11 protein-coding genes are annotated in these 13,997 nt (G+C 38.2%); 3 read left to right on the top strand and 8 right to left on the bottom strand.

Annotation, left to right across the window (positions count from 1 at the left end; all coding sequences use genetic code 11):
- Window positions 1-38: 38 nt before the first annotated feature.
- From V7077_RS26100 to V7077_RS26085, 4 genes are all read right to left on the bottom strand, one after another.
- Window positions 39-1,022, bottom strand: coding sequence for a proline dehydrogenase family protein (locus V7077_RS26100; protein ID WP_335507394.1), 984 nt, complete (start codon window positions 1,020-1,022; stop codon window positions 39-41).
- 222 nt (window positions 1,023-1,244) lie between these two features.
- A complete protein-coding gene (locus V7077_RS26095; RefSeq protein ID WP_335507392.1) occupies window positions 1,245-2,783 on the bottom strand; it encodes a DHA2 family efflux MFS transporter permease subunit in 1,539 nt (512 codons plus the stop codon).
- A 361-nt stretch (window positions 2,784-3,144) separates the two neighbouring features.
- Window positions 3,145-4,311: a cell division protein FtsZ gene (gene ftsZ / locus V7077_RS26090; protein WP_335507390.1), complete on the bottom strand. Its 1,167-nt coding sequence runs from the start codon at window positions 4,309-4,311 to the stop codon at window positions 3,145-3,147.
- 245 nt (window positions 4,312-4,556) lie between these two features.
- The gene (locus tag V7077_RS26085) at window positions 4,557-5,750 is read right to left on the bottom strand and encodes an NAD(P)/FAD-dependent oxidoreductase (RefSeq protein ID WP_335507388.1); all 1,194 of its coding nucleotides are present in this window, start codon (window positions 5,748-5,750) and stop codon (window positions 4,557-4,559) included.
- 202 nt (window positions 5,751-5,952) lie between these two features.
- Here V7077_RS26085 and V7077_RS26080 point away from each other — a divergent pair, with 202 nt between their 5' ends.
- Both V7077_RS26080 and V7077_RS26075 read left to right on the top strand, forming a co-directional pair.
- A complete protein-coding gene (locus tag V7077_RS26080) occupies window positions 5,953-6,927 on the top strand; it encodes a 2-hydroxyacid dehydrogenase (RefSeq protein ID WP_335507386.1) in 975 nt (324 codons plus the stop codon).
- 46 nt (window positions 6,928-6,973) lie between these two features.
- Window positions 6,974-7,651 (top strand): YdeI/OmpD-associated family protein, encoded by a 678-nt coding sequence (locus V7077_RS26075; RefSeq protein WP_335507384.1) that lies wholly within the window; start codon window positions 6,974-6,976, stop codon window positions 7,649-7,651.
- A 122-nt stretch (window positions 7,652-7,773) separates the two neighbouring features.
- On the opposite strand, the gene V7077_RS26070 is transcribed toward V7077_RS26075, so the two are convergent.
- The 4 genes from V7077_RS26070 to V7077_RS26055 all read right to left on the bottom strand — a co-directional run bounded on the left by V7077_RS26070 (window position 7,774) and on the right by V7077_RS26055 (window position 12,524).
- Entirely contained in the window at window positions 7,774-8,277 is a 504-nt protein-coding gene (locus tag V7077_RS26070; RefSeq protein ID WP_335507382.1) for a DinB family protein, read from the bottom strand.
- A 155-nt stretch (window positions 8,278-8,432) separates the two neighbouring features.
- Complete coding sequence (locus tag V7077_RS26065; protein WP_335507380.1) at window positions 8,433-9,203, bottom strand: NAD-dependent protein deacylase; 771 nt, start codon at window positions 9,201-9,203, stop codon at window positions 8,433-8,435.
- Window positions 9,204-9,553: 350 nt separating this feature from the next.
- The gene (adhE, locus tag V7077_RS26060) at window positions 9,554-12,157 is read right to left on the bottom strand and encodes a bifunctional acetaldehyde-CoA/alcohol dehydrogenase (RefSeq protein WP_335507378.1); all 2,604 of its coding nucleotides are present in this window, start codon (window positions 12,155-12,157) and stop codon (window positions 9,554-9,556) included.
- A 139-nt stretch (window positions 12,158-12,296) separates the two neighbouring features.
- Window positions 12,297-12,524 carry a hypothetical protein gene (locus V7077_RS26055; RefSeq protein WP_335507376.1) on the bottom strand — a complete coding sequence of 76 codons (228 nt, stop codon included), beginning with the start codon at window positions 12,522-12,524 and terminating at the stop codon, window positions 12,297-12,299.
- A gap of 293 nt (window positions 12,525-12,817) precedes the next feature.
- On the opposite strand from V7077_RS26055, the gene V7077_RS26050 reads away from it, so the two are divergent.
- Complete coding sequence (locus V7077_RS26050; protein WP_335507374.1) at window positions 12,818-13,948, top strand: CAP-associated domain-containing protein; 1,131 nt, start codon at window positions 12,818-12,820, stop codon at window positions 13,946-13,948.
- Window positions 13,949-13,997 lie beyond the last annotated feature (49 nt).

Below are 13,997 nucleotides of genomic sequence, written 5' to 3'. Positions count from 1 at the left end.
AATGGATTCCTGGCTCTTTTGATTTTTCGATGTGTTTATTATTTTTTCTTCTTATGATTCGATTTAGTTAATCTACCTAGTAAAAATGCACCTGCTGCGACACCGATGAAAGTGTTAGTTTTCTTATTGAAAACCTGTTTCGCCACTAGATTTATATTTTGCGGCCTTTCTGCTAATCTTCTCATAAAGTATCCATACCAGTCATTGCCAAATGGAACATACGTACAGAAATTATATCCTTCATTTGCTAAACTTAATTGCAGCTCTTTCCTAAATCCATACAGCATTTGGAACTCAAACTGATCATTTGGAATATGATTTTCTTTTACAAATGATTTTACATGATTAATAATTCGATGGTCATGTGTGGCAATCGAAGTAAATTTCCCGTTCAGAAGATGCCATTCAATTAATTTAATATAATTCGCATCGATATCCTTTTTATCTTGATAAGCAATTTCGGCGGACTCTTTATAGGCACCCTTTACGATGCGGATTCTATGGTTTTTATATCTTTCGAGATACTCTAAGGCTTTATGAAAATATGCCTGAATCACCGTACCCACATTATCATATTCAAGTGAAAGTTCGTCTAATAGCTGGAAGGTTAACTCTAAATGTTTAAAGTCTTCCATATCAATGTTGACAAACATATCATATTGGCTAGCCAAGTGGACAATCTCTCTAATATTCGTTAAACAAAAGGTATAATCAATATCCAATCCGACTTGAGTGGGTTTTAATGAAATATGTGCATCCACCTGATTTTCATGGATGGCCTCAATCACCTGTAGAATTTGTTCCTTGGCAGTAATAGCTTCTTCTTCTTTAAAGACAAACTCCCCTAAATTGTCGACTGTGCAAGAAATCCCTTGCGCGTTAAGTTCCTTAATACTTTTGATTACTTCTGGGATATTAGTTCCCGCAACAACACTCTGTGCCCCCATTTTTAAGCCATACTTTTTAGCAGCATTATTTAAAAATTGATTTTGAGATAACTCCATGAAAAGATCCTTCAACATTGCAATTTCCCCTTGCTGATCATTTTTATTTTCATTATAGCATACGCTTTCAATAAAATTTATTTTGCGAATTTTTCGAAATAAAGCGCAATCATTTCCTGCTAATCATTATTCCAGACTAGCTTTGCGAGACGAACAAACCAACTAAAAGAAAAAAGCTCATCTCTCCGAAAAGAAATGAGCTTAATCAACTTATTTAGATAACAAATGGTGACAGGCACCTTAGTTTTCTGCTAGCTTTGAAGAGATTTTCTTCTCGCTAGGTTTTGTTTGGCTTTTTCCTTCTAGATCTTCTGCTTGTTTGGAGCGTTTAATAAAGAAGGATAGGACAAGCGCAATTGCTGCAATAAAAGTAGCGATTAGGAAGGAGAAATTGATTCCTTCTAACATCGATTGCATCATGATTTGTTGTTTCATCTGCGCTAGAGCTGCCTTTGTTGGCGGCGCAGTTAAATGCTGCATTGCTGCCTTACCAAGTTCTTTAGCGTGTGATTCCGCACGGTTTGACATAATTGTAACCATTAAGGCTGTCCCAATCGCTCCAGCAACCTGGTTTAAGGTATTGTTCATAGCCGTTCCATGTGGGTACAGACGTTTTGGAAGCTGATTTAAACCATTTGTTGATACCGGCATCATAACCATCGCCATTCCAATTGAACGAACAGAATAGATCATAATGAGATGTGTATAAGTAGTATGCAGCGTTAATCTACTAAAAGCATACGTTGTGACCACAATAATGGTTAAACCCGTTACAGCAAGAATTCTACCGCCAATTTTATCAAACAGTTTCCCAGTCAGTGGTGACATAAAGGCCATCAGGACTGCCCCTGGCATGAGCAATAATCCTGCATCCATTGGCGAAATACCACGTAGGTTTTGCGTATAAATAGGCAGGAGAATCATCCCGGAAAATAAGGCCATATTTACGACCATAGAGATGCATGAGGATAAGGCAAACATAGGATATCGATAGACCCGGAAATTCAATAGTGGTGCTTCTTGTTTAATTTGACGGTAAACAAATAGGAACAATGAGATAATACCGATCATAATCGTTCCGTAAACTTCTGGGCTGTCCCATCCTTTACTACCGGCCGAACTAAAGCCGTAAAGGATACCCCCAAATCCAACACTTGACAGAATAACTGATAAAAAATCGAGACGAAGATTAACTTTTTCCTTTTTATCCTTAAGCAAAAACAAACCAATCAAGAGAACAACGATGGCGATTGGTGTAATAAAATGGAAAAGCATTCTCCAGTCATAATGCTCTACAATCCATCCTGATAAAGTAGGTCCGATCGCTGGAGCAAACATTAGAATGAGTCCAAACACGCCCATTGCCATTCCCCTTTTTTCAATAGGAAAGCTTACCAGCATAACGTTCATTAACAATGGCATTAAGATTGCTGAACCAGAAGCCTGGAGCATCCGTCCTGCCAGCAGCAGCGGAAATACATGGGCAAATCCAGCAAGAATAGTACCGGCAGTAAATAAGCCTATAGCTGCTAGAAAAATATTTCGAACGGAAAACTTTTGTATTAAGTAGGCACTTATCGGAATTAAAATTCCATTTACTAGCATAAAGCCTGTTGTCAGCCACTGAACAGTAGATGCCTCAATATTTAAGTCTTTCATTATAGAAGGCAGCGCAATGTTTAGTAACGTATTATTTAAAAATGAGATAAAGGCACCGACCATTAAAATCGCTATAACACCATAAGGTGGACGATCCGCATGCTTTTTGGTTTGTTCCATTTAGTTTCCCCCTTGGAAGCTTTGTTTGTATTTGTACGTTAAATTCGCATAAAGTATATCTTATACCTTTGGTTCAAGTATTGCAATGGAAAAATACTCATAAATAATGAGTTTTTATAAATACAAAACCACTTAATCAACTTTTTTATACAAGGAGTCCAAATTTCTGCAGCTCTATTTATTAAATACCCTAATCAACACTTAACTTAAAACTATTTTTCATCAAAAACTGAATTATTAATCGTCCTTTTAAAAATGGATAATAAGAAATAAAGTTGCGGCAAAAAACAAGGAGGAAGAACTTACTCAGATAAAAAAACACTCCCATTCAAAAACAGTGAATAGGAGTGTTATCTGGAGATTATCGTCTTCTGTTCCGATTTCGTAAAAAAGTTGGAATATCAAGCGATTCCTCTTGACTCTGATAGGAGCGATTGTATTCATATATTTGTTCCTCCTGATGCTGCCTTTGTTCTTCGTGCTCATGGACATTATGCTTAAAACTTTCCTCTCGTTTTGGCTGAGCAGGGGCTTCAGTTACAGGAGCGGCAGACGGTCTATGTAATTCGTTTTCGCTATTCATAAACCCTGTTGCAATGACTGTGATCATAATTTCGTCTTTTAAATTGTCGTTAATAATGGAACCAAAGATCATATTTAATTCATGATCGGAGGCGGATGCGACTAAGTCGGCTGCTTCCTGTACTTCATAAAGACTTAAATTACTGCCGCCAGTAATGTTCATTAAAACACCTTGTGCTCCATCTATAGAGGTTTCAAGCAACGGACTAGAGATCGCTTTTTTTGCTGCTTCAACGGCACGATCTGGCCCTTTCGCCACACCAATACCCATTAACGCAGTTCCCTGATTCGTCATAATCGTTTTAACATCTGCAAAATCCAAGTTAATGAGACCTGGAACAGCTATTAAGTCAGAGATACCTTGAACACCCTGACGAAGAACATTATCTGCCTCACGGAATGCTTCTAACATTGGGGTTTTTTTGTCAACAATTTGAAGCAGGCGGTCATTCGGAATAATAATGAGAGTATCTACCGCTTCTCTCATTAATTCAATTCCGCTGGCAGCATTAACTGCACGTTTTTTGCCTTCAAAGCCAAACGGACGTGTGACAACCCCAATCGTCAGGGCACCCAGTTCACGGGCAATTTCTGCGATAGCTGGTGCGGCCCCTGTCCCAGTACCTCCGCCCATCCCTGCGGTTACAAATACCATATCAGCTCCGTCTAATACTTCTTGCAGCTGCTTTCTGCTCTCTTCTACTGCTCGTCTGCCGACTTCAGGATTGGCACCCGCTCCAAGACCTCTTGTAAGGGTGGCACCAATTTGCATTTTAATTTCCGCTTTAGAAAGATTCAAAGCCTGAGCATCTGTATTCACAGCAATAAATTCTACGCCCTGAATTCCATCTTCAATCATCCGATTAACCGCGTTATTTCCCCCGCCGCCAACACCAATCACTTTTATTCTCGCAATTTGATCTATATTCATGTCCATATCCCACATTCGCTTCTCCTCCTAAACCAATCATAACTTCATTATTCAGAAAATTAACTTTATCATAAAAAGTACTTTTTTCCCAAACTTATTACTTACTATTTTAGCAAAATAATAGGCTTGTTTGTATAGTGCCACGTATTCATTTCAATAAAAAAAATCAAAAAAACCCTCAATGATGAGGGTCTATTTCTAGCTATTTTGACCTTATTTCGTCCTGTGGTCTATTTTCATCCATTTATGACCACATCTATTTACTCAGCGTTCTTCCATTCTTTTCGAACTAAGCGCATTCCTCCGAGCATAAAATAATACCGCATTTCGATTAACCATTTCATGAACGAGCCAAACCTGCCATTAATATGACGATGATAAACAATACCTGATGCATTCTTACTGCCCAGCGACATCACCATCCCTCTATAAATATAGTGAAATGGTTTTGCCGGCTGCCCGTATATTTTCATGGCAATATTATAAGCACAATATTGGCCTTGTTGAATGGCGAGCTGTGCTGTGGGAGGATACGGTTCTCCCTTTTCATTATAGCTTACAGAAGCATCGCCTAAGACATACACATCAGGGTAATTAGGTACTTCACAAAACTCATTTAACCTGACACGAGCGTCCATTTGCTCAAATTCCTCGATTTGGAGAATAGGATTCCCTTGAACTCCTCCGGCCCAAATAAACGTTTTCGTTGGGATTACCGTTCCGTCTGCTAATCTAATCTGATCAGATTCCACCTGTGAAACTGAAACTCCTGTTATAAACTCACAGTTCATTTTTTTCAATGATTTAGTTGCATCGGCCACTATTACCTCAGGGTAGCCTTGGAGTATTTTCTCTCCAGGTTCAATAATCAGGATGTGAACATCCTCACTTTCGACTCCATACAAATTACAGAGCTGAGGAATTCTTTCCTTCAATTCATGGATAAATTCCATACTCGTGAACCCGGTACCTCCTATAACCATATTTAATGGTCCGCTTGGATTTTGACCATATTCTAAAAATTGCTTTTCGATATGCTCCCTAAGCCGGTACGAGCCTTCCCAATCAAATAAGAAAAAGCCATGCTCTTTTAATCCAGGAATTTCATTATTTTTTGGTGCACCGCCAATTCCAACGACTACATAATCATATGGTAACGTATGCTCTTTACATTCTACTACCTTTCTATCAAGATTTAAGTTTGTAACTTCATCTTGAATAAACGTGACAAAATTAGGATCAATAATGTCTTTGATTGGCAGCTTAATGGACTCGGGGTCTACTGTACCTGCACCCATTTCATGAACCTTAGTAGTGAAATAATGATAATCATGTTTATTTACCAAATATACGTCTATTCTAGAAGGATGGACTTTTTTCTGCAGGGAAACAGCTGTCATTAATCCTGCATAACCTCCACCCAAAATAACTACCTTCTTTTTTTCAGTAACCATAGTTTGCTCACTCCTTCACATACTCTTTACCTTATTATAGTATAGTAAGCATGTGTTCGGTGTAAGAAATTGCCTTCATACACAAAATCTTCATTTTTTCTAAAACGATCAGTTCGTTTTCAGAATTGTTGACACCTATCAAGCTTTATGTCAATTTATAGAGGCATACATTAGATTTCCAATTTATGAGGAGAATGGTAAAGTGAAACGAAAAGTCATTGCCTATAATCTTGAATTAACCGATGCACTTGAAAGACTAAACAATCAATTTGAAATACAAATTTTTGATAGTATTAATCCAAAAACCGATCGGGCTTTTTTAGAGGCACTCAAAGATGTTGAAGGGATTGTCGGACTAGCACTTCCGGTCGATCAGGAACTACTTGATCGAGCACCGAAATTGAAGATAGTATCAAATAATTCCACCGGCTATAATAATCTTTCCATTGAGGAGATGACCAAACGCGGCGTGATGGGAACGAATACGCCCGGCGTCCTTGAAGATACGACAGCGGATGCCATTTTCGGAATCCTCCTAGCTTCTGCCCGCCGTATTGCCGAATTGGATCACTTTGTGAAATCTGGAAATTGGCAAGGACATTTAACCACCGCGGAATATGCGATAGATGTACACCATAAAACGCTTGGAATAATCGGAATGGGTAAAATCGGTTCCGCCATCGCTAAACGGGCACACTTAGGCTTTGATATGGACATCTTGTACCATAATCGGAACCGTAATATAGAGGCAGAAGAAAAGTATCATGCCACCTACTGTAACCTTGATACATTACTAAAGGAATCCGATTTTGTCTGCTTGATGACGCCTTTGACCCGTGAAACGGAGAATTTAATCGGCGAACGGGAATTTAAGTTGATGAAGAAGTCTTGTATATTTGTAAATGGTTCCCGTGGTAAAACGGTTGATGAAGCAGCCTTAATAGATGCCTTAAAGCAGAAAGAAATTCATGGTGCTGCCTTGGACGTTTATCAAATAGAGCCTGTAAAAAAGGACCATCCACTGCTTCAGTTCCCAAATGTTGTCACTACACCACATATCGGCTCGTCAACTTATGAAACAGAACTGAAAATGGCTGAACTTGCCGTCGGAAATTTACTTGCAGGGTTAACGGGCAAGCGTCCTAAAAACTTGATTAATCCTGAAGTGCTAAACTAAGATGAGAAAGAGCTCGCTTAAATTATATATGTGAAGGAGTAAAATCATGGCTGCCACAAAAAGTGTAGTGGATAAATTAAACTTGGAGAAATATGCTAACAAACTTATCCTCCATAAACCTGAACAAGTCGATGACTTCCAAGAACTAGAGTATGACTCTTCTATTAAAAAAGACAACTATGATCTTATCTTTAATTTTATTTTTAGCCTAGAGGAATTCACAAGTGAACTTCAAAATGTAATCGAGAAAAAATTGCTAGAGGACAATGGCTATTTATACTTCGCTTATCCAAAAAAGAATAACAAAGTATATAAAGAATACATAGACCGTGACAGTTTTATCAGTGCGCTCCCTTCCGATGAGGACGGATATGTGCTAAACAGCAACATCAAGTTTGCCAGAATGGTAAGCCTAAACGATGTGTTTACCATTGTTGGTTTAAAATCCACCCCAAAAAAACCGAAAAAATCGGACAGCAGCAAAAGCAGTCAATGTGTGGATGACTACATTAATAATATTGATGATATTAAACAGTACCTCCAGAAAAATGAGGAACTATTAAAAAAATATAATGAATTAACTCCCGGCTATCAAAAGGATTGGGCCCGCTATATCTATAGCGCAAAAAGAAAAGAAACACAGGAAAAACGCCAGCTTGAAATGGAGACGGTTTTAGGCGAAGGCTATAAAACAATTGAATTATATAAACAGGCTAAAAGATAAACGACAAAAAGGATGTCTGGTTTGCTTAATATAAACCAGGCATCCTTTTTGTGTGTTCGGTTTTAGTTGACATAATATTTTTATTGTTATCTAAATAAACTTATTATGAATTCTTCACTTTTTTATAATGCTGGTGCTTCCATTCCAATTTGGCTCCACTCTTCTCTTGCCGGACCATATATCCCAGGAACCTTCAACCCTGCTTGACGCATTAATACGGTCATCTGTCCGCGATGATGAATAATATGTTTAATTAGAAGGGAAAGTGTGGCTGCCTTTGGCATATTCATCCCAAACACATTCTGTACGTCTGTTAATGACTCATCTGTCCATTGCTTTTGTACTTGTTCCACAACATCAGCACTGACCTTTCTAAAAGTGTCAGCAATTTCCCGTGCAGATGAAGGAGTACTGTCAGCGTTTTTAACATTGGTAATCGTAATCCCAAACTCATTTATCATCCCAGGTGTACTGGTAACAATGTGCCAGGCGATTCTGCCTAATGTTCGATCCTCTGAAGATACTGATTGCTGAAGCGACTCGTCCGTTAAGGCATCTAAAACCTTTTGGGTAGACCCAGCTTCCTGGTTCCATTCCTGGCTGAATTCATTAATAGAAGTAAACATAGATACTCTCCTCCGATTCATTAATCCGACTCATTACAGGCCAAATTTTGGCAATTAAAGTATATCATCTCCATCCCAAAAGACAAAGAGAATTTACATACTCGCGGATAAAAGGAGGACTACCCAACATACAGTATGTCCCCCGAGCTTAATAGTCAATTAATATTTTCATCCATCCTCGCAAGAGTTGTTCCTATTGATTCTTTAATAACAAAGGTATTCGGTGCAAAGTCGTATGGAGTATCTCCCTTATTAATTATAATAACCGGGACCCCGGCACTTTTATATTGCGGAAAGGTGGAGAAAGGCGTTACCTTTAAACTGGTTCCTAGTACTAATAAACAGTCTGCCTTGCGAAGTAGGTTAAGAATGTAGTTAAACCCTTCGGTTGAGAACCATTCACCAGTATCTCCAAACAAAACTACATCCGGTTTAATGAACTGGTCTTCTTTCCGCTTTGTTTTACAATGACTACATACATAAAAATCCTCCATTGTATCTAACCGAGTCATCATCTCACTAGTAGAATAAGTTTTTCCGCAGTTTTGACAAGTAGCTGTTCTGATTGTTCCATGAAACTCAATTACATTATGGCTGCCTGCTTTCTGATGAAGTCCGTCTATATTTTGGGTAATAATCGAGCTTACCTTTCCTTCTCTCTCCCACTTTGCTAGGATTTGATGACCTTTATTTGGAACGGCCTCAGGGTGGTACAAATTTTCTATCGCAAACTGATAAAATTCTTTCGGGTATTTATAAAAATAATCGAGAGAAAGGATGTATTCAGGTGCCAGTTTATAAATCCCTGTTCGCGACCGAAAGTCCTTGATACCCGATTCCGTGCTAATGCCAGCACCAGTCAAAACAACCATATTCTTGGCATCTTTTATTATCTTGGTACAAGAGTCCATCGTATTCTTGTCCATGTTCTTACCTCCCTGGTGTCTGTTTTCAATTCGTTCAAGTGTATGATCAAATCCTAAACGTTTTAAATTTTATCAGTCCTAAAGAATTTTTCAACTAATAACTGGAATATTAATCTTATAATAACCGATGCTAGAAAAAAAGGATGATGAAAATTGATCGAAATCCCAAGAACCCTTTATTGTGAGCAATGCCAAAAGGAAACAGAACACATGGTTCGAGAAGACGCCCTTGCAATCGAGTATACTTGTACGGAATGTAATAAGCATGAAGATATTGTAAAATCGTTTTTCTGAGGAGCTTTTATAAACAAAAAACTCAAACCAATTTGGCTTGAGTTTTTTGTACTTCATTATATTCCTTTGTATGCTAAGCGATAGATTTCAGCTAATTCAGTTACCAACGGAAGCTTAGGGTTTGCTGTTGTACATTGATCTTCGAAAGCTCGATCGGATAGTAAGTCAATCTTACTTTCAAATTCTGCTTGATCAATTCCATTTGCGGCAAGACTCATTGGAACTTCTAATTCTTGAGCTAAGCGGATAATCGCTTGAACCAAGCTTTCTACCCCTTCTTCAGTAGTAGCGGCTGGTAAACCTAACGTTCTTGCAATCTCAGCATAGCGCTTGTCGGCCTTGAAGTGATTATACTTAGGGAACGCCGTAAACTTCTTAGGTTTTGTTGCATTATAACGAATAACATGCGGTAAGAGAACAGCATTTGCACGTCCATGGGCGATATGGAACTCCGCTCCCAATTTATGTGCCAAGCTGTGGTTAATACCTAAGAACGCGTTCGCAAAGGCCATGCCAGCAATGGTAGATGCGTTATGCACTTTCTCACGGGCTTCTTCATCATGGCCATTTCGATAAGCTCTTGGCAGGTATTCAAATACTAGCTGAATAGCTTTCATCGCTAGTCCATCAGTGAAATCATTTGCCATACAAGATACATAGGCTTCAATTGCATGTGTCAAGACGTCAAGACCTGTATCAGCAGTGATATGTTTCGGAACCGTCATAACAAACTGCGGATCGATAATCGCAACATCCGGTGTTAACTCATAGTCAGCTAAAGGATATTTGATATTAGCTTCTTTATCGGTAATAACAGAGAAAGATGTGACTTCAGAACCTGTTCCAGATGTTGTTGGAATCGCAACAAACTGTGCTCTTTGACCTAAATGAGGATATTTCACAATCCGTTTACGAATATCAAGGAATTTTTGTTTTAAGCCAAAGAATTCAGCATCTGGATATTCGTAGAATAACCACATTCCTTTCGCTGCATCCATTGCAGACCCGCCGCCTAGCGCTATAATCACATCTGGCTGGAAGTTAGCCATCATTTCGGCACCTTTCATAACTGTTTCGATGGATGGATCTGGTTCTACAGCAGAGAAAATTTCACAATGTACATAATCTGGACGCTTACGTAAGTAGTAAAGGACTCTGTCTACATAGCCTAATTTCACCATGCCAGGGTCGGTAACAATAAAAGCTTTAGAAATCTTCGGCATTTTTGCTAAATATTGAGTTGAATTTTTCTCAAAATAGATTTTAGATGGTACCTTGAACCACTGCATATTGACGTTCCTCTTGGCTACTTTCTTAATATTAATTAAATGAACTGCACCTACGTTTGTTGATACTGAGTTGCCACCATATGTTCCACAGCCAAGTGTTAAAGATGGCATATAAGCATTATAGATATCTCCGATAGCACCTTGTGAAGATGGAGCATTGACAATGATTCGTCCTGCCTTCATACGTAAACCATACTGTCTAATAACATTTTGATCATTTGTATGAATAACGGCTGAGTGTCCTAAACCGCCAAATTCAAGCATTTCTTCTGCCCTTTTTAGGCCTTCGTCGGTTGAATTCACTTTATAGCAAGCTAAAACTGGACTTAATTTTTCCCTAGACAGCGGATACTTAGGACCAACACCCTTCAATTCCGCTATAAGGATTTTTGTACCTTCTGGAACCGCCACTCCAGCCTTTTCAGCAATTTTAAATGCAGGCATACCGACAATATCAGGGTTAACCGCACAAGAATGTTCGTTAATGACTAATTTTTCTACCTTTTCTTTTTCTTCTTCACTTAAGAAATAGCAGTTGTTAGCAATCATTTCATTTTTAACATCTTGATAAATTTCTTTATCAATAATAACAGCTTGTTCAGACGCACAAATCATACCATTATCGAATGTTTTTGAAAGAATTAAGTCGTTCACCGCTTGTTTAAGATTAGCTGTTTTTTCAATGTAGCATGGAACGTTTCCGGGTCCAACTCCTAGAGCTGGTTTGCCTGAGCTATAAGCGGATTTCACCATGCCCGCACCGCCAGTGGCCAGAATCATTGAAATTTTATTATGATTCATTAATGCTTGTGTCGCTTCTAAAGATGGTGTTTCAATCCATTGAATACAATTCTCTGGTGCGCCTGCTTTAATGGCTGCATCCCTTAACACCCTGGCTGCTTCACTGCTGCACTTTTGTGCGGATGGGTGGAACGCAAAGATGATTGGATTACGGGTCTTAATGGAAATGAGTGATTTAAACATGGTAGTTGATGTTGGATTGGTCACAGGTGTTACTCCTGCCACAACACCCACAGGCTCAGCAATTTCAATCATGCCTTCATGTTCATTTTCGTTGATAACGCCAACTGTTTTGTTATATTTAATATTGTGATAGACATATTCTGTTGCAAACATATTTTTAATGATTTTATCCTCGTAAACGCCTCTTCCAGTTTCTTCGACAGCGAGTTTGGCTAGAGGCATGTGCTGATCAAGTCCTGCTAGTGCCATCTGCTTAACAATCTCATCAATCGTCTCTTGGTCAAAACCTCTAAATTCCTCTAAAGCTTTTAACCCTTTTTCAACCAAGCCATTAATCATGCTTGTTACATCTTGTTTGCCTTTTACTTGCTTTTCTACTACTGCCATGTTATTCCCTCCAATTATAATATATGTGAATAATTTCACATATCAGTATAAAAAAATTAGATTTCGGACTAGCATCTATTCATTGTTATTTTTGTGAAAGATTTCACAAAAATGAGTAAATAAGAAAGCAAAAATTTGTTTATTCACACACTGGATTGCGTGGGATTTTTTCAAATAAAATTTCGGTAAGCACTTTGGAGTATTTTTTAACAATAACTACATAATTAACTGTCCAGATATAACTTGGGATCTCTTCATTTTCTTTCTTAAGCATTGCTTCAAATGGGTCACCCACTAATTCTTCGAAGATTTCTTGGGTATAAGTTTCAGCATCTGTTGAGAAGGTTTGCCATTCACAAATCATCATGTCTTATCACTCCTTGTTTCTTTATGGTTACATCATAACACGAAAAAACGATAATAGTTTGTGAAATATTGAACAAACTTTGAACAATTGGATACTTTTACTATCAGTAGTTCAAAAGCACCAAATAGGCTGTTTATCAGATAGAGTAGTATTGTTTGGAACATCAGATTTGTAAACGTTTTCAAATATAACATTATATTAATATATTGGTTTGCGCTTTATTCTTCTATAAGCATATTACTTATATATTTAAAGAATATTGGTTAAAATTCTAATAGAATGGAGGGAAATTGATGGTTCGTTTTCTAATGATTATTGTTGCATTATTTTTAATCCACTCATCTTGGCCTTTCTTAGAAAAACAATTTAATCATACAAGTCTTACCAAAGACATTTCTGAATTGAATACACTGAAGGATAATCCAAACATTTCGGAGACCATCCAAACTATTTATCGTGAAGTTCAGGCAACCCTGAAACAGCTTAAAGTTCTAGTAAATAACCGTCAAGAGAACCAACAGCCAATCGAATCACAAAAAGAGTCGAAAATAGAATTAACTACACCAGCACAACAAGAATTTTCTATTTTTAATATTGAGCTTGGCAATAGCCGGGATGACACAATTGAAAATCTGGGTACTCCAATCCGTTCTACCCTAAATGATTATGGAACCACGTGGAATACCTATCATGACCATTATCGCAATTTTTTTATGGTTATGTATGATGATAATCATAAAGTAGCCGGCCTATATACGGACCAAGATTTAATAGCCTCTAAAAATGGGATTAAATTAGGGACCCCTAAACAAACCGTTCGCAACTTACTAGGTACACCGCTTACGACGATTCAAAAAGGGCTCGTTCTGTATAAACTATCAGATCAGGAAGACTATGACGTTTTCCTGCGTGGTAATGACTATATCACCATTTTTTATGATAAACATCAAGGAGATACCGTTACAGCGGTCCAATTGATTAGCAAGAATCTAGAAAATAAGAAGCTCGATATTTATCCGAAAGCAAGTTCGCAATTAAAAGAGGGCTTTGAATATCAATTATTTGATTTAACCAATGCCGCCCGGGTTCAGCACCAGCTTCCTGTTCTCACATGGGATCAACATGTTCAAGCGACCGCCCGCAAGCATAGTACAGATATGGCCGTGAATCATTATTTTAATCACACCAATCTCAAGGGCCAATCTCCGTTTGACCGGATGGCAGCAGATCATATCGTATTTCAGTTAGCCGGAGAAAACCTGGCATATGGACAGTTTAGCAGTATTTTTGCCCATGAAGGCTTAATGAATTCTCTCGGGCATCGGGAAAATATATTACGTCAAGGCTACAAGTATTTAGGTGTTGGCGTCGCCTTTAACACCGAATCCCAACCCTACTATACAGAAAATTTCTATGCAAAATAAAAGCGCGGGGACGGTTCTCTTGCTCCTTTTGAAGCAAGAGAACCGTCCC

Source organism: Neobacillus vireti (assembly GCF_036962465.1).
Classification (GTDB): Bacteria; Bacillota; Bacilli; order Bacillales; family Cytobacillaceae; genus Neobacillus; species Neobacillus vireti_B.
This window is presented reverse-complemented; position numbering and strand designations above follow the sequence as displayed.